14 protein-coding genes are annotated in these 15,873 nt (G+C 71.1%); 9 read left to right on the top strand and 5 right to left on the bottom strand.

The genetic code is table 11. The annotated features are described in order from the left end of the window. The first annotated feature begins 58 nt into the window (after positions 1–58). A complete protein-coding gene (locus AB0M59_RS12880; RefSeq protein ID WP_364613214.1) occupies positions 59–1,060 on the top strand; it encodes a DUF3558 family protein in 1,002 nt (333 codons plus the stop codon). Here AB0M59_RS12880 and lhgO read toward each other — a convergent pair. Further along, positions 1,057–2,244 carry an L-2-hydroxyglutarate oxidase gene (gene lhgO / locus AB0M59_RS12885; RefSeq protein WP_364613217.1) on the bottom strand — a complete coding sequence of 396 codons (1,188 nt, stop codon included), beginning with the start codon at positions 2,242–2,244 and terminating at the stop codon, positions 1,057–1,059. The two genes, AB0M59_RS12880 and lhgO, sit on opposite strands and share 4 nt — an antisense overlap. Before the next feature lie 147 nt (positions 2,245–2,391). Then, positions 2,392–5,520 carry a BTAD domain-containing putative transcriptional regulator gene (locus AB0M59_RS12890; RefSeq protein WP_364613220.1) on the bottom strand — a complete coding sequence of 1,043 codons (3,129 nt, stop codon included), beginning with the start codon at positions 5,518–5,520 and terminating at the stop codon, positions 2,392–2,394. A gap of 127 nt (positions 5,521–5,647) precedes the next feature. On the opposite strand from AB0M59_RS12890, the gene AB0M59_RS12895 reads away from it, so the two are divergent. The 5 genes from AB0M59_RS12895 to AB0M59_RS12915 are packed head-to-tail and all read left to right on the top strand — an operon-like array spanning position 5,648 to position 10,214. Next, entirely contained in the window at positions 5,648–6,781 is a 1,134-nt protein-coding gene (locus AB0M59_RS12895; RefSeq protein WP_364613223.1) for a DegT/DnrJ/EryC1/StrS family aminotransferase, read from the top strand. A 23-nt stretch (positions 6,782–6,804) separates the two neighbouring features. Beyond that, positions 6,805–7,734 carry an NAD-dependent epimerase/dehydratase family protein gene (locus tag AB0M59_RS12900; protein WP_364613226.1) on the top strand — a complete coding sequence of 310 codons (930 nt, stop codon included), beginning with the start codon at positions 6,805–6,807 and terminating at the stop codon, positions 7,732–7,734. A gap of 32 nt (positions 7,735–7,766) precedes the next feature. After that, positions 7,767–8,963: a glycosyltransferase family 4 protein gene (locus tag AB0M59_RS12905; RefSeq protein ID WP_364613229.1), complete on the top strand. Its 1,197-nt coding sequence runs from the start codon at positions 7,767–7,769 to the stop codon at positions 8,961–8,963. Further along, positions 8,950–9,579 (top strand): acyltransferase, encoded by a 630-nt coding sequence (locus AB0M59_RS12910; protein ID WP_364613231.1) that lies wholly within the window; start codon positions 8,950–8,952, stop codon positions 9,577–9,579. Before AB0M59_RS12905 ends, AB0M59_RS12910 begins: the two co-directional genes overlap by 14 nt. A 59-nt stretch (positions 9,580–9,638) precedes the next feature. After that, positions 9,639–10,214, top strand: a complete 576-nt coding sequence (locus AB0M59_RS12915) for a Uma2 family endonuclease (RefSeq protein WP_364613234.1) — start codon at positions 9,639–9,641, stop codon at positions 10,212–10,214. A gap of 175 nt (positions 10,215–10,389) precedes the next feature. Here the strand turns inward: AB0M59_RS12915 and AB0M59_RS12920 are convergent, their stop codons facing one another. Next, on the bottom strand, positions 10,390–10,995 hold the full coding sequence (locus AB0M59_RS12920) for a hypothetical protein (RefSeq protein WP_364613237.1): 606 nt from the start codon (positions 10,993–10,995) through the stop codon (positions 10,390–10,392). A gap of 119 nt (positions 10,996–11,114) precedes the next feature. Between AB0M59_RS12920 and AB0M59_RS12925 the strand changes: the two genes are divergently transcribed. Genes AB0M59_RS12925 through AB0M59_RS12935 form a run of 3 tightly spaced genes read left to right on the top strand, consistent with a single transcriptional unit; the run spans position 11,115 to position 13,781 of the window. Next, on the top strand, positions 11,115–11,627 hold the full coding sequence (locus AB0M59_RS12925) for a SigE family RNA polymerase sigma factor (RefSeq protein ID WP_364613240.1): 513 nt from the start codon (positions 11,115–11,117) through the stop codon (positions 11,625–11,627). Then, a complete protein-coding gene (locus tag AB0M59_RS12930; protein ID WP_364613243.1) occupies positions 11,624–12,340 on the top strand; it encodes a hypothetical protein in 717 nt (238 codons plus the stop codon). The genes AB0M59_RS12925 and AB0M59_RS12930 overlap by 4 nt, the downstream gene beginning before the upstream one ends. Before the next feature lie 55 nt (positions 12,341–12,395). Then, complete coding sequence (locus tag AB0M59_RS12935; RefSeq protein WP_364613246.1) at positions 12,396–13,781, top strand: M20/M25/M40 family metallo-hydrolase; 1,386 nt, start codon at positions 12,396–12,398, stop codon at positions 13,779–13,781. Here AB0M59_RS12935 and AB0M59_RS12940 read toward each other — a convergent pair. Continuing rightward, on the bottom strand, positions 13,778–14,734 hold the full coding sequence (locus tag AB0M59_RS12940; RefSeq protein WP_364613249.1) for a Gfo/Idh/MocA family oxidoreductase: 957 nt from the start codon (positions 14,732–14,734) through the stop codon (positions 13,778–13,780). The genes AB0M59_RS12935 and AB0M59_RS12940 overlap by 4 nt on opposite strands. Continuing rightward, on the bottom strand, positions 14,731–15,837 hold the full coding sequence (locus AB0M59_RS12945; protein WP_364613252.1) for a DegT/DnrJ/EryC1/StrS family aminotransferase: 1,107 nt from the start codon (positions 15,835–15,837) through the stop codon (positions 14,731–14,733). The genes AB0M59_RS12940 and AB0M59_RS12945 overlap by 4 nt, the downstream gene beginning before the upstream one ends. Between the last annotated feature and the right edge of the window lie 36 nt (positions 15,838–15,873).

Genomic DNA, 15,873 nt, shown 5'->3' on the forward strand with positions numbered 1-15,873 from the left:
CAGGTGCGCACCCGTTCGGCCCAGTAAGGTCCGGGCCGAACGGGAGAGGACTCTTCGCATGCGCATGAAGTGGCAGGTCGCGGTGGCTCTGGCGGCCCTGACCGTGGTGTCCGGCTGCACGGTGGCCGTCAGCGGGTCGGCGGCGCCGGTGCCGGGGCAGGGCCCGATCGTCAAGGACATCGACGCCTGCACGCTGCTCGACGAGGCCCAGCTCGACGCGCTCGGCTACGAGGCCAAGGGCCGCTCGGTCAAGGAGGACAAAGACCGGCTCCAAACCCCGATGTGCCTGTGGAACACGAAGGAAGACGTCGAGCCGTCGGCCATCCTGAACGTCGGTTACACGACGGACCTCGACTTCAACGAGTACATCGCCGGCGCCGTCCCGAAGTCCGGCCCGCAGCAGATCGGTGGCTTCAGCTGGACGCAGTACCCGTCGATCCTCTCCGACGACTGCGTGCTCTACGCCATCCTGGGCGACAAGTCCTTCGCCTACGTCAGCGTGTCGGAACCGCCCCTCGAGAAGTCGTGCGAGCTGGCGAAGGCGATCGTCCCGCAGGTCGCGGCCCACCTGCCCGGCGGCCAGGCCGCGCCGTCGATCACCCCGACGGGGCCGGTCAAGGCGGAGCCGGGCGGGCCGCTGCTGTCGGCCGACCCGTGCGCGATGCTGAAGCCCGACCAGGTCGCGCAGCTCAAGAACATCTCGCCGACCGGTGAGAAGGACACCTCGTCTTCGGTGCCGAACGCGTCCTACTGCCTGTGGGACGACACCGACGGCGACGAGGCCCAGAAGGCGTTCGAGGTGTGGTTCGGCCCCAGCACCCCGGTCACGGAGTGGCCCGGCGCGAAGGGCGTCAACCCGACCGAGACCGTGGACGTCGGCGGCAAGAAGTGGGGCCTCTTCCCGAACATGGGCGGCCTGCGCGCGACCTGCGGCGCGACCCTGGCGATCACCGACACGTCTTCGGTGCAGGTGGTCAGCGGGTTCATCGGCGACGACACGAAGACGTGCGACGTCGTCAAGCAGGGCCTGCCGCTGGTGACGGCGAACCTGCCGGGTTAGGCCTCCGAGACCTGGTCGGCGATGTGGCGCGCGATCTCGAGCGCGCTCGTCGCGGCCGGCGACGGCGCGTTCAGGACGTGCACCTGGTCGCGCGCGGTCTCGATGAGGAAGTCGTCGACGAGCGAGCCGTCGCGGCGCATCGCCTGTGCGCGCACGCCGGAGCCGTGGCGGACGATGTCGTCTTCGGTGACGGCCGGGACGAGCCGGGCGAGGCTCGCGGCGAACCGCTTCTTCGAGAACGAACGGCGGACCTCGTCGAGCCCGGTCGGGAACGCGTACTTCTTCGCGAGCCGCCACACGCCCGGGAAGGCCGCGACCTCGGCGACGTCCTTCGCGGAGAAGTCGGCCCAGCGGTAGCCTTCGCGGCGCAGCGCGAGCACGGCGTTCGGGCCGGCGTGCACGCTGCCGTCGAGCATCCGGGTGAGGTGCACCCCGAGGAACGGCAGCGTCGGGTCCGGCACCGGGTAGATCAGGCCCTTGACCAGGCCGCGGCGTTCGGGCTTGAGCTCGTAGTACTCACCGCGGAAGGGCACGATCTTCGCCGACGGCGTCAGCCCGGCCAGCCGCGCGACGCGGTCGGAGTGCAGGCCGGCGCAGTTGACGAGCCCGTCCGCGACGATGACGTCTTCGCCGGTCGCGACCTCGACCCCGCCGTCGCTCCCGGCGCGGATGGCCAGCGCGGGGCTGTTCAGCCGGAGGTCGACGCCGGCTTCGTCGAGCAGCCGGACGAGTGCCTGGCAGACACCGGGGAAGTCGATGATCCCGGTGGACTCGACCCGCAGCGCGGCGACGCAGGCGACCTCGGGCTCGTATTCACGGGCCTCGGCGGGTGAGATCTTCTTCGCCGGAACGCCGTTGGCCTCGGCGCGCTCGGCGAGGGTGTTCAGGGCGGGGATCTCTTTTTCGTCGGTCGCGACGACGAGCTTCCCGCAGACCTCGACGGGCACGCCGTACTGCCGCGCGAAGTCCACGATGGACCGGTTCCCGGCGACGGACATGCGCGCCTTGAAGGACCCGGGCTTGTAGTAGAGCCCGGCGTGGACGACGTTCGAGTTGTGCCCGGTCTGGTGCGCCGCCCAGCGCGGCTCCTTCTCCAGCACCGTGACGTCCAGCCCGCGCCTGGTCAGCTCCCAGGCCACGGCCAGACCGACGATCCCGCCCCCGACGACCACCACGTTGCGCACGATCGACCAGGCTACGCGAGTGTCCGCTGGTCGCTGTGCACCGACGTGGCCAGGAGCGCGTTGAACGCGATCGCGACGAGGTGGTGGCGCCACCGCGAAATCCCGCGTGCCGAGGTCGTCGCGCTGACGGTGGACCTGCCCGCCGGGCTACCGCTCGCCCGCGAGCGGGTGGTCCAGCCCGGCCGCCGTCAAGGCCTTCTGCGCGCTCATCCCGAGCCCCACCCCGTAGGCCTGCTCGAAGCCCGCCGCTCCCAGCGACTCCAGCAGCCGGGTGCGGACCGCCGAGACGTCCGGGTCGCCGGTGATCGCCGTTCCCCGCACCGCCGCGGCCGCGCCCAGCAACACCGCCGCCTGCTCCGGGTGCGTCGCGGTCCCCGCCAGGCCCTCCAGGGCGAACGCCACCACGTCGCCCGCGTGCCAGCGGCGGCCCACCTGCAGCGCCTCCCGGTGCAGCTGCGCCGCTTCGGCGGGCCGGCCCTCCACCAGCGCCAGCCAGCCGAGCGCGATCAACGCTGCCGCGTGGACCGTTTCCGCCGCGAACGAGCCGCCCGTGCACTCCGCCAGCGCGCGCTCGCACCACGTGCGGGAAGCCGCCAGGTCACCGTCCAAGCGGGACAGGTTCGCCAGGCCGGTGCAGGCGGCCGCGCGGGTTTCCGGCATGCCCGACCGGCGGGCCGTCGAGGCCGCCAGCTCGTAGTCCGCCCGCGCGCCTGCCCGGTCGCCCTGCAGCAAGCGGGTCCAGGCGCGGCGCGTGATCAGGTCCGCGACGTCGTCGGTCGCGCCGATCTCGCGCATCAGCGCCAGCGACTCGTCCATCTTCACCACCGCCTCGGCGTACTCGCCCCGCCAGCTCAGCAGCTGCGAAAGGTGGTCCAGCGCCATCGAAAGGCCCCACCGCTCACCCAGCTCGCCGAACTGCACGGCGCCTTCGCGCAGGCCCTCCTCGGCTTCGGCCAGGTCGCCGGTCATCATCGACCGCAGCCCGAGCCCCGTCGGCACCATCGCCCAGCTCCACGGGTCGCCGTGGGCCAGCATCGCCTCGCCGCGCCCGTACACCGCCTCGTCGTCGGCCGGCGGTCCGATGACGACCGCCAGCAGCATGATCAGCATCGGGTGCCGCGGCATCCACATCGAGTCCCTGGCGTACCGGCGGGCCAGCGGCAGGTAGGGGGCGAGCACCTCTTCGTTCGGCATCCCGGCCAGTGCGCTGAGCATGCAGAGCAGAAACTCTTCGGCGTACTCGGCCTGCACTTCCGGCCCGCAGCGCTTCACGACCTCCAGCGACAGCAGCGCGCCCTCGAACCGCCGGCCGCGCATCCACCAGTACATCGCGAGCGGCGTGACCAGCCGCAACGCGATGACGACGTCGGCGTCGGCCGCCCAGCGCAGCGCGGCCAGGATGTTGTCGTAGTCGGCGTCGATCCGCGCCAGCCAGTCCAGCTGCTCCGCGGTCCGCAGCATCGGGTCGGCTTCTTCGGCGAACCGCAGGAAGTACTCGGCGTGCGCGCGGTGCAGCCGGTCCGTCTCGCCCGCTTCGGCGAGCTTCTCCGCGCAGAACGCGCGGATCGTCTCGAGCATCCGGAACCGGCCGCCGACGGCCTCGACCAGCGACTTGTCCGCCAGTTCCGGCAGCAGGCCGTCGTCCGCGCCGCACACCTCGGCCGCCGCGGCGAGGGTCGCGCCGCCGGTGAACACGGTCAGCCTTCGCGCGAGCTCCCGCTCTTCGTCGCCGAGCAGGTCCCAGCTCCACTCGACGACGCCGCGCAGCGACCGGTGCCGTTCCTCGGCCGTGCGGCTGCCGCGCGCGAGGAGCCGGAACCGGTCGTCGAGCCGGGCCGCGATCTCGCCGACCGGCAGCGTCCGCACCCGGGCCGCGGCCAGCTCCAGGGCGAGCGGCAGGCCGTCCAGCGCCGCGCAGATGTGCTGGACGTCGCCGATCGTCGACTCGTCGACGGCGAACGCGGGCGCGCTCGCCGCGGCGCGGTCCGCGAAGAGCCGGATCGCCGCGAACTCGCCGGCTCGCGCCGCGGACGTCCCCGGCGGCGGCACCGCCAGGCGCGGCACCGGCGCCAGCTGTTCGCCGGTGATGCCGAGCGGCTCGCGGCTGGTCGCCAGCACCCGCAGCCCCGGGCAGGCACCGAGCAGCCGCCCGGCCAGCCGCGCCACGACGTCGACGACGTGCTCGCAGTTGTCGAACACCAGCAGCGTCGTGCGGTCGCGCAGGGCCGCGATCAGCCGGCCGGCCGGGTCCTGCGGCTCGCGGTGCCGCAGCGGGGTGTCCCGCAGGCCCAGCGCGTTCAGCACCGCGCCGACGACGTCCGCGTCGCCGTGGGGCGCCAGCTCGACGAACGCGACCGGCCGGGAATCACCGGCGGCGAGTGCCGCGATCTCGATGGCCAGCCGCGTCTTGCCGGTGCCGCCCGGCCCGGTCAGCGTCACCAGCCGGCTGCGGTCCAGCAGTTCGGCCACCTGCCGCAGCTCGTCGGCCCGGCCGACGAAGCTGGTCAGCTGCGCGGGCAGCGCCGAGATCGCCGGCTTCTCGGTTTCGCCGCGCAGCACGGCGAGGTGGGCTTCGGCGAGGTCGGGGCCGGGGTCGGCACCCAGCTCGTCGGCCAGCGTGCGGCGAGCGTCTTCGAACGCGGCCAGCGCGTCGGCCGGCCGGCCCGCGGCGGCGAGCGCACGAACGAGCTGCGCGCGCGGCCGTTCCCGCAGCGGCTGCGCGGCGATGGTCTCCCGCAGCTCGGCGAGGACGTCTTCGGCCTGCCCGAGGGCCAGCCGGGCCTCGACGTGGTCGTCCGCCGCGTCGGCCCGCAGCTCTTCGAGCCGGGCGGCCTGGGCGGTCGCGAACGGCGCGTCGGTCAGGTCGGTGAACGCCGCCCCGCGCCACAACGCCATCGCTTCGCCCAAAGTGGACGCCGCGCGGGCGTGCTCGCCGTTCTTCAGGAGCGTCCGGCCTTCGCGCGCAAGGCTTTCGAAGGCCGATGCGTCCACTTCGTCCGGTTCGACGACCAAGCGGTACCCGGCCGAGGTGAACTCGACCGGCGCCAGCTCTTTCAACGCGGTTCGCAGCCGCGAGACCTGTGACTGGAGGGCGTTCGCCGCGCCGTCCGGCGGGTTTTCGCCGTACATCCCGTCGATCAGCCGCTCGGCGGACACGAACCGCCCGGCGTCCAAGGCGAGCAGCGCCAGCAGCGTCCGCGACCGCGGGCCGCCCACCGCCACCTGCGTACCGTCCGGGCGCCACGCGGCGACCGCCCCCAGCACCCCGAATCGCATGGGCCCAGCCTAAGACGTCGCCCGACCTGGGGAAGTCGTCAGTCGAAAGTGGTCTTCGGCGTGGGCCTGTGAATCACCTGAGCGAGCGTATATACACTTCGCCAGGTCCCCACGCAATGGGAGAGGTATGTCGACCGAGAGCATTGCCCTAGGTCAGCCGACCGTGGGCGAAGAAGAGCTGGCCGCCGTCGCCGAGGTCTTCCGATCCGGCTGGCTGGCCGGAGCCGGACCGGCGTGCCGCCGCTTCGAGGAACGATTCGCGCAGGTTACCGGTACCGCGCACGCGTTGACGACCGCGAACTGCGGTTCCGCGCTCTTCCTGGGCCTCAAGGTCCTGGGCGTGCAGCCCGGCGACGAGGTCATCGTCGGCGACTACACGTTCCCCGCCACCGGCCACGCCGTCGTGCAGGCCGGCGCGACCCCGGTGTTCGCCGACATCCGCCCGGACGTCTTCAGCGCCGACCCGGCCCACGTCGAGTCCCTGATCACCCCGAAGACCGTCGGCATCCTCGCCGTCGACGTCGCGGGCCAGCCCGGTGACTTCGACGAGTACCGCGCGATCGCCGACAAGCACGGCCTCTGGCTCTTCGAGGACGCCGCGTGCGCCGCGGGCGCGACGTACAAGACGCGCCCGGCCGGCAGCCTCGCCGACCTCGCCGCGTTCTCCTTCCACGGCCGCAAGGGCATCACCGCGGGCGAAGGCGGCGCGCTGGTCTCCGACCGCGAAGACCTCATCGCGCACGCCCGCAAGCTGCACACCTACGGTATCGAGCCGGCGATCAGCCGCGAAGGCTCGAACACGCTGCCGATCCCGGAGTTCCACGAGCTCGGCTACAACTTCCGCATGTCGGACGTCCAGGCCGCGATCATGAACGTCCAGCTCGACCGCCTGCCGGACCTCCTCGCTGCCCGCCGATCCGTCGCGAAGCGGTACCACGAGGCCTTCGCCGACGTCGACGCGTTGACCGTCCCGGTGGAACTGTCCGATCGGGAGCACCCGTGGCAGGCCTACCTGCTCACCGTCGCGCCCGAGGTCAGCCGCGACACCCTCGCGCTGCGCGTCCGCGAGCGGGGCGTCCAGTGCAACTTCGGCACCTACGCCTCGCACCTGCAGCCGATCTACGGCCCCCAGGCGCCGTTGCCCGTCTCGGCCGACGCGTTCGCGCGTCAGCTCGCGATCCCCATGCACGCCAACCTCACCGACGCCGAGGTCACCCGAGTCGGCGAAGTGGTGCGCGAAGCCGTGCAGTCCCTGTCCTGAATCCACCGATCGAGGAGAAATCAGTGTCCGACAAGAAGGTCCTCTTCACCGGGGCCGGTGGGTTCATCGCCGCACACGTCATCCCCTTGCTCATCGAGGGCGGCTACACCGTGCGGATCTTCGACAACATGACCCGCGGCGACCGCGCCCGCGTCAACGAGTTCGTCGCCACCGGCAAGGTCGAGCTCGTCGAGAAGGACGTCCGCTACGGCGGTGCGGTGCGCGAGGCCATGCGCGGCTGCACGCACGTCATCCACTTCGCGACGGTGTCGATCAACAAGTCGATCGCCGACCCGCACGAGTCGATCGACATCAACATGATCGGCAACCACAACGTCTTCGCCGCGGCGGCGGACGAGGGCGTCGAGCGCCTGGTGTTCGCCTCGACCGCGTCGGTCTACGGCGAGCCGAAGCGGCTGCCGATGCACGAGGACGACGAGCTGCGCCCGCTCACGCCGTACTGCATCTCGAAGCGCGCCGGCGAGGACATGCTCGGCTTCTACGAGCGCACCAAGGGCCTGTCCTGGAACGCCCTGCGGTTCTTCAACGTGTACGGCCCCGGCCAGAAGATCGAGGCCTACTACACCTCGGTGATCAACCACTTCATCCAGCGCCTGCGCGCCGGCCAGCCGCCGGTCATCGACGGCCGCGGCGACCAGTCGATGGACTTCGTGCACGTCACCGACCTCGCGCGGGCCGTCGTCGCCGCGTTGGAGTCGGAGCAGGCAAACCTGCCGATCAACATCGGCACCGGCATCGACACGTCGATCGCCGCGCTGGCGAAGATCCTCATCGAGGCCGTCGGCGTCGACGTCGAGCCGCTGTTCAACGAGCGTGAGGTGCTGGTGTCGCGGCGCGCCGCCGACATCACCCGCGCCCGCGAGGTGCTCGGCTGGGAGCCGCGGATCACCGTCGAGGACGGGATGCGGGAACTGGTCCGGGAAACGAAGTGAGTGCCACCGCGGGGCCGGCCCGAGGACGTGCGATGCGCATCGCGGTGGTCAACAACTTCTTCCCGCCCCGGGTGGGCGGGAGCGCGCACATGTCGGCCTCGCTGGCGGCGCAGTTCGTCGAGGCCGGGCACGAGGTGCTGGCGATCACGGCGGCCTACGCCGACGCCCCGGCCGAGGAGGAGCGCGACGGCTACCGCGTCGTGCGCCTCCCGGCGGTGAAGATGCCGCAGGTCGGCCTGTCGATCGACTTCGACATGAGCTTCACGTCGCTCCGGCCGGGGAACTGGCGGCGGCTGTGGAAGCTGCTGAACGAGTTCGAGCCGGACGCGATCCACCTGCACGGCCAGTTCTTCGACCTGTCGTGGCTGGCCGGGATCTACGCGCGGCGCCGGCACATCCCGGTGCTGCTGACCATCCACACCCTGCTGATCAGCGACAACAAGCTGTACGGCGGCGTGTTCCGGCTGCTCGACGCCGTGCTGGTGCGGCCGATCCTGCGCTACATCCGGCCGAAGTACGTGATCCTGGACAAGCTGGGCGTCGACTACTGCGTCGAGCGCTACGGCACCAGCGACGCGAACTCCGAGTACTTCCCGATCGCGGTCGACACCGGCCACTTCGCGAAGCCGGTGACGAAGGACGTCCGCGCGGAGCACGAGATCGGTGACGCGCCGCTGATCGTCTCGCTCGGGCACGTCATCCCGCTGCGCAACCGGCTGCCGCTGATCGAGGCCCTGCCGGCCATCTTGGCCAAGCACCCTGGCGTCCGGGTGGTCGTCGTCGGCCGCGTCTACCACGACGCGTTCCTCAAGCGGGCCGCGGAACTGGGCGTTTCGGACGCGCTGGTGGTCACGGGCGCGGTGCCGAAGGCGGACGTCCCGGCGTACTTCGCGGCGGCGGACATCGTCACGCACGACCTCAACGGCGGCTGCGGCACGGCGTCGCTCGAGGCGATGCTGTCGGGCACGGCGACGATCGCGTCGGTCACCGAGGACAACTACCCCGGCATCGAGCTGCGCAACGGCGAGAACGTGCTGCTGGTGCGTCCCGACGACGCGGAAGCCGTGGCCTCGACGGTGATCGACCTGCTCGACGACCCGGAGAAGCGGGCGCGGATCGCGCAGCGCGAGAGCGAGCTGGTCCGGTCGAACTTCGGCCTCGACGTCGTCGCCGAAGAACACCTTCGTACGTTCGAGAAACTGGTGTCGGAAGCGGATGTTCTTCGATGACGAGCGCAGCCACCGGCTGCGCCCGCAGATCCTGACCGAGCTCGTCTCGCAGTACATGAACGACGCCGAGCGGGCGCAGTTCTACGGGCTGCCTCCGACGTGCCGGGTGCGCGAGCGCGTCAAGATCATCAGCCCCGAGAACCTGAAGATGGGCGACCACTGCTGGGTCGGCGAAGGCGCGGCGCTGGACGCGAGCGGCGGCCTGGAGATCGGCGAGCACACCAGCATCGGGCTGAACACGCTGATCTTCACGCACTCAAGCTGGCTCGCGAACATGACGCTGCAGAACCATTCGGGCAGCGACCTGATCGAGCGCAAGCCGGTGAAGATCGGCAAGGGCTGCTTCATCGGCGGCCTGGTGGTGATCATGGCGGGCGTGACGATCGGCGACTTCGCGACGGTGCAGCCGAACTCGGTGGTGGCGAAGGACGTCCCGCCGCGGACGCTGGTGGCGGGTAACCCGGCGCGGGTTTTCCAGCGGTACGACGAGGAGTACATCCAGTCCGAAGTGGACCGGGTCCGGGCGGAGAACGCGCGCCGCCGGGAGATCGCGGAGTCACACGGGCAGAACACTTCGGGCTGGGGAGCCCCATCGGGCGACTACACAGAGCAGTAGCTTTACGGCAGTCTGGCGTGCGAAGATGACGTCCAGTAACTGACGGCGAGGAGAAGGCGATGAGCGTCATGGAATGGCCTCACCACCTCCTGTCCCTCGAAGACTGGATCGATCTGCCGGAAACCCCGGAGTACCAGGTCGAAGCGGTTGAAGGGGTTCTCGTCGTGGCGCCGCGTCCGATGTCGTTCCATCAGCGAGCAGTTACCCGGCTGGGCTACTTGCTCAATGAACAGCTCGCGGACGAATACTGCGCGCTGAGCGAGGTCGAGATGGTCGTCGATGTGTCGCCGCTCACCGTGCGCGTACCCGATGTGCTCGTGGCTTCGGCCGCCTTGGTGGAGTCGAATCCGGCACGGTTGAGTGCTGCTGAAGTGCCGTTGGTGATCGAGGTTCTCTCCGAGGGCACCAAGCGGACCGATCAGGTCACGAAGTTCTCCGAGTACGCGGAAGCCGGGGTCGAACACTACTGGATCGTGGAGCTCGATTCCCCGGTCAGCATGATCACCTACCGGTTGGTGGACGAGAACTACGAGAACTTCGGTGAGTTCTCCGGGGTAGCCGAACTCGAGTTCGCCGGTGCTCCGCTCGTCATCGACTTGACCGCCCTGACGACTCGGCGGGCTCAACGGCTCTAGAGCCGGTGGATGACGGCAGCGCCGGCGTAGTCGCCGGCGCCGCCGTCGTTGGAACCGCCCGAACACGCTGTGACGCAGGTCAGCAGGCATGCGGCGGCGAAGATTCCCCCGTGAAGCGCACGCAAGACAATCTAGCCCGCGGTAACCGAGCGCAGGATTGCGGTTACGCAACGTTTCAGCCGTGCCCCACACCGGTGTCGCCCGTCGGCAGCTTGTTGCCGGCCGCGTCGTACGCCTTCAGCCGCGCCGGGTCGGGCGTTCCCAGGTCGAACCAGAACACGACCACGTTCGGGTCCGCGCTCCAGCGAGCCTGGTGCGCGACGCCCGCCGAGCTCGTGATCTTCGCCGCCGGGCCGACGTAGTAGCCGAAGCCCGGCACGTCGTGACCGTCGGCGTTCAGCCCGCCGGTCACCGCGTGGAAGCCCGGCGCCTTGTCGGAGCCCGACGTCTCGTTCGCGATGATCAGGTCCTTCAGCCCCGACGCGTCGCGCGCGCCCGCCATGATGCCGAACGTCGTCTGCGGGAGCCGCGGTTCCTGCACCTCGACGCCGTAGAAGACCAGGTCGCCGAGGCCCGACGGGATCACCTCGCCCAGCACCTTGTGTTCGGGCGCGGCGAAGCGGGTCGGCGGCGGCGAAACCGGCGCGGCCGCGAGAGCCACCGGTGCAACTGGCGCGGCAGGTGCGCCAGGTGCGGCGTTCGCGCTGGTCAGCAGGCCGGACACGGCCAGCGCGCCGCACGCGGCGACGACGGTTCCGGCGATGACGAGGCGTTTCCTCATACGTTTCCTCCCTCGATGACAAGATCGTCCGGGGGGAACGACGGGCGTACGCTCGGAAAGGTTGAGAGCAACCTTTCCGCGGCCCGGCCGTCGCTGGGAGGGACGGAACGAGGTGACGGATGGCGCGCGGCGACGAGGAGTTCGCGGACTTCGTGCGCGCGTCCTCGGCCCGGCTCACCCACGCCGCCTACCTGCTCACCGGTGACCGCCACCAGGCCGAAGACGCCGCGCAGACCGCCTTCACCCGCACCTACGCGGCCTGGTCGCGGGTCCGGCACAAGGACGCCTACGGCTACGCCCGCACCGTCCTGATGAACCACGTCATCGACGGCTGGCGGCGCCCGATCCGCGAGTACGCCACCGAGGCGATGCCCGACCAGCAGGACCGGTTCGACGTCGACAAGGCCGTCACCCAGCGCGCGTGGCTCACCGCGGTGCTGCGGACGCTGACCGCCCGCGAACGCGCCGTCGTCGTGCTCCGCCACTTCTTCGACCTGCCCGAAGCCGACGTGGCCCGTGAGCTCGGCGTTTCGCTGGGTACCGTGAAGAGCACGAACTCGCGGGCGCTGGCCAAGCTGCGCGTCGAGGCCGACACCGACGAGGACACGCTGATCGGAGGGAGCGGGCGATGAACGCCCTCGACGACTTCCGCGCCGCCCTCCGGCAGCCGCCCGCCGAACCCTTCGCCGAGCCCGACCTGGCCGAGATCATGGCCGGCGGCACGCGCCTCCGGCGTCGTCGCCGCGTGCTGACGACGGCCGCGGGGATCGCCGCCGCGGCCGTCGTCGTGCTGGTTTTCGTGTTCGCCGTCCAGTTGCGGCAGCCCGCGCGCGCGCCGGTCGCGCAGCCGCCGGCCCCGCCGGTGCCGTCCGCACCCGCGTCGACCGGTGCTCCGCCCGACCGGCCGCCGATCGGTGACGTCGTCGGCACCGGGATCCAGACGCAGGCCGGTGAGATCGTGCTGTTCGCGCGGGCCGTCGACGAGCCGCAGATCCTCCCGGGCATCCACTTCGGCCTGGTCGCCGGGTTCCGCTCCGGCACCTCGCTGCAGGCCGCGCTGGCCACGAACGAGGTCCGCGGCTCCGACCGGTCGTTCGGCTTCCACGCGACCGACGGCGGCGAGGTGCTCCAAGACCAGCTCATCCCGGTCTTCGGCTACTTCGCCGGCCCGGCGACGCGGATCACGACGACCGTCCACGGCAAGACCGTCGAGGCCGCCCTGGCCAAGTGGACCGAGGACCCGAACGTGGTCTTCTTCTGGTTCGACCCGGTCGCCGTGCCGGACTCCGCGTCACTGACCCCGCTGATCGCCTACGACCAGAACGGCAAGCGGCTCACCAAGTAGCGGGGCGTCCGGTCGGCGGTACACGGCGGCGCCGCGTGGGCGTAAGACCGGATCCGTGACCTCTCGACGAGCGTTCCTCGCCGCATCGGCGGCTTCGGTGGTCGTCTCCGCGGCGGGTGTCCCGGCGGCGGCGGCCCAACCCGGCGGCCCCGGCGTTCCGGTCCGGCCCCAGCGTCCCGGCCCGGACCTGCGAGCGCTGCTCCGGCAGGTCGACGAGCGGCGGATCGAGGCGACCGTCCGGCGGCTGGCCGCGTTCGGCACCCGGCACACGCTGTCCGCCCAAGACGACCCGGTGCGCGGCATCGGCGCCGCGCGTGACTGGCTGTTCGCGCAGTTCCAGCAGGTCGCGGCCGCTTCTCAAGGCCGGATGACCGTCGAGCTGCAGTCGTACGTCCAGCCCCCGGCCGACCGGATCCCGGTGCCGACGAAGATCACGAACGTCGTCGCGACGCTGCGCGGGTCCACCGAACCCGGGCGCGTGTACGTCGTTTCGGGGCACTACGACTCGCGCCGCACCGACGTCATGGATTTCACCGGCGACGCGCCGGGAGCCGACGACGACGCTTCGGGCGTCGCGGTCTCGCTGGAGCTGGCGCGGGTCCTCTCGACCCGGCAGTCGGCCGCGACGATCGTCTTCGCCGCCGTCGCGGGCGAGGAGCAGGGCCTCTACGGCGCGCGCTACCTGGCGCAGCAGTTCAAGGCGGCCGGCACCGACGTCCAGGCGATGTTCACCGACGACATCGTCGGCTCCAGCCGCGCCGACGACGGCACGCGCGACCCGACGACCGTCCGGCTGTTCGCCGAGGGCGTCCCGACGGCGGAGACGCCGGCCGAGGCGAACCTGCGGCGCAGCATCGGCGGCGAGAACGACTCGCCGCCGCGGCAGCTGGCGCGGTTCGTGAAGTCCGTCGCGGAGAACGACGCGACCGGCATGACGGTCCGGGTGATCTACCGCCGCGACCGCTACCTGCGCGGTGGCGACCACATCGGCTTCCTGGAACAGGGCTACCCGGCGGCGCGGTTCACCGAGCCCGCCGAGGACTTTGCGCACCAGCACCAGGACGTCCGCGTGGAGAACGGTGTCCAGTACGGCGATCTGCCGGAGTTCTGCGACTTCCCGTTCATCGCCCGGGTCGCGCGGGTGAACGGGGCCGCGCTGTGGTCGCTCGCGACGGCGCCCGGGACGCCGAAGGGCGTGAAGATCCGCACGGCGGCGCTGACGAACGACTCGGAACTGCTGTGGGACGCGACGCCGGGCGCGGTCGGCTACGAGGTCCTTTGGCGCGAGACGACGGCGCCGGACTGGACGCACGCGATCGACGCCGGCCCGGCGCTGACGGCGAAGATCGACCTGTCGAAGGACAACGTCTTCTTCGCCGTCCGTGCGGTGGGCCCCGGCGGGCGCCGGAGCCCGGCCGCGTTCCCGGCGCCGGTGAGCTAGGCCGCGGCCTGCGTCAGGACCTGCTCGACGACGTGGTGCGAGGGCAGGATCAGCTCGCGCTCGGTGGCGGCGTCGACCTTGCCCTCCAGCAGGTCGCAGAACCGGTCCAGCTGCGAAGCCAGGGGCTCGCGCGCCGTGATCAGCTCCGGGATCTCGATCACCGTCTGCTGCCGGTAGCCGAGGCCGTCCGGGGTGACGGAGTCGTGCGAGACGTGCCGGTAGATCGTGACGTCGCGGCGCAGCAGGTCGATCTCGATCAGCCGGTCCAGCTCCGACACGACCAGCGACCGGACCTTCTTCTGGCCCAGCCGCGAAGCCGAAACCGTGGCCAGGCCGGTCGGGAACGACAGCACCGTCTCGATGGTGTCCTCCGCGCCCTCGACCGACGACGGGTGGAAGTAGCCCGCGCCGGAGGTGACCCGCGACGGTGTCGCGCCGCCGAAGAACTGTATCGCCAGGTCGACGTCGTGCACCAGGAGGTCCCACGCGACACCCGTCTTGATGCGCGGCGCGTACGGGCCGTGGCGGCGGGCCATCAGGTGCACCGGCTCGTTCACCAGCGCCCGCGCGGTCATCACCGCCGGGTTGTAGCGCTCCAGCAGCCCGCACATCAGCGGGACGTCCTTCGACGCCGACAGCGCGACGATCTCTTGGGAGAGCTCGAAGCTGTTGCACACCGGCTTTTCCACCAGCAGCGGCTTGCCCTGGCCGAGGATCTCCTGCGCCAGCTCGTAGTGCGCCTCGGTGGCCGACGCCAGCACCACAGCGTCCACATCGGACAGTGAGCCGATTTCCGGTGTCCACTGCGTTTCGTACCGCTCGGCGACGGCCTTGCCCGCTTCCTCGCGCGGGTCGATCACGCGGACGAGGTCCACGCGTTCGTTGCCGGCGAGCACGCGGGCGTGCAGCGATCCCATGCTCCCGGTCCCGACAAGAGCGATCCGATGCGTCATGCGCCCAGCACCTCGCGAACGGTTTCGATGATGGTGTCCAGGTCGGACTCGGTCAGGTGCGGGTGCACCGGCAGCGAGATCGCCTGGTCCGCCACGGTGCGGGCGACCGGGAAGTCCTCGACACGGGCGTCGGGGACCTGCGGGTGTCCCTGGTAGCAGGCGTAGTCGAAGACGACCTTCGGGTAGTAGATGCCGTTCCCGATGCCCCGCTCGGTGAGCGCCGCGGCGAACTCGTCGCGCGACAGCATCGCGTGCGGCCCGACCAGCACGGTGTACTGGTGCCAGACGTGCTCGCGGCCCGGCAGTACCTGCGGGAGGTCGAGGCCCGGCGTGCCGGCGAGACCGTCCGACAGCCGCTTCGCGTTCGCCTGGCGGGCCGCGGTCAGCTGGTCCAGCTTCGCGAGCTGCGGGATGCCGACGGCGGCGTGCAGGTCGGTCATCCGGTAGTTGTGGCCGGCGACCTCGTACTGGTAGCGGGCGCGCATGCCCTGGTTGCGCAGCACGCGAAGCCGGTCGGCCAGCGCGTCGTCGTCCGTCGTGATGACGCCGCCCTCGGCGGTCGTGATGTTCTTCGTCGCGTACAGCGAGAAGCAGCCGATTCCGAACGAACCGGCCGGCTTGCCCTCGAACGTCGCGCCGACGGCCTGCGCGGCGTCCTCGACGATCCCCAGGCCGTGCTCGGCGGCCAGCGGGCCGAGCTTGCCCATGTCCGCGGTCTGGCCGTAGAGGTGCACGGGCATGAGCGCCTTCGTGCGGTCGGTGACGGCCGCGGCGACCGCGTCCGGGTCCAGCGCGAAGTCGTCGCGGCGGATGTCGGCGAACCGGACGGTCGCGCCGGCCTCGAGGATCGCGTTGAGCGTCGCGACGAAGGTGAATGGCGAGGTGACGACCTCGTCGCCGGGCCGGAGGCCGAGCACCTGGAGCGCGGCGACCAGCGCGGTCGTCCCGTTGTTGACCGCGACCGCGTGCTTCGTCCCGGAGACGGCGGCGAACGCGTCTTCGAAGCGCTTGACCATCGGGCCCTGTGCGATGGCCCCGGAGCGCAGCACCTCGACGACGAGATCTTCCGCGTCGCGCACGTCGACCACGGTGATGGGGATCATGGGCAGTCTCTCCAGGCAGGCGATTTCGGTGCGTCC

Origin of the sequence: Amycolatopsis sp. NPDC051371 (assembly GCF_040682155.1) — a bacterium.
GTDB lineage: Bacteria > Actinomycetota > Actinomycetes > Mycobacteriales > Pseudonocardiaceae > Amycolatopsis.

Excerpts from the sequence above, each read along its gene's own strand:
- AB0M59_RS12880 (WP_364613214.1), top strand. The coding sequence starts at position 59 with ATGCGCATGAAGTGGCAGGTCGCGGTGGCTCTGGCGGCCCTGACCGTG.
- AB0M59_RS12890 (WP_364613220.1), bottom strand. The coding sequence starts at position 5,520 with ATGCGATTCGGGGTGCTGGGGGCGGTCGCCGCGTGGCGCCCGGACGGT.
- AB0M59_RS12895 (WP_364613223.1), top strand. The coding sequence starts at position 5,648 with ATGTCGACCGAGAGCATTGCCCTAGGTCAGCCGACCGTGGGCGAAGAA.
- AB0M59_RS12905 (WP_364613229.1), top strand. The coding sequence starts at position 7,767 with ATGCGCATCGCGGTGGTCAACAACTTCTTCCCGCCCCGGGTGGGCGGG.
- AB0M59_RS12910 (WP_364613231.1), top strand. The coding sequence starts at position 8,950 with ATGTTCTTCGATGACGAGCGCAGCCACCGGCTGCGCCCGCAGATCCTG.
- AB0M59_RS12915 (WP_364613234.1), top strand. The coding sequence starts at position 9,639 with ATGAGCGTCATGGAATGGCCTCACCACCTCCTGTCCCTCGAAGACTGG.
- AB0M59_RS12920 (WP_364613237.1), bottom strand. The coding sequence starts at position 10,995 with ATGAGGAAACGCCTCGTCATCGCCGGAACCGTCGTCGCCGCGTGCGGC.
- AB0M59_RS12925 (WP_364613240.1), top strand. The coding sequence starts at position 11,115 with ATGGCGCGCGGCGACGAGGAGTTCGCGGACTTCGTGCGCGCGTCCTCG.
- AB0M59_RS12930 (WP_364613243.1), top strand. The coding sequence starts at position 11,624 with ATGAACGCCCTCGACGACTTCCGCGCCGCCCTCCGGCAGCCGCCCGCC.
- AB0M59_RS12940 (WP_364613249.1), bottom strand. The coding sequence starts at position 14,734 with ATGACGCATCGGATCGCTCTTGTCGGGACCGGGAGCATGGGATCGCTG.
- AB0M59_RS12945 (WP_364613252.1), bottom strand. The coding sequence starts at position 15,837 with ATGATCCCCATCACCGTGGTCGACGTGCGCGACGCGGAAGATCTCGTC.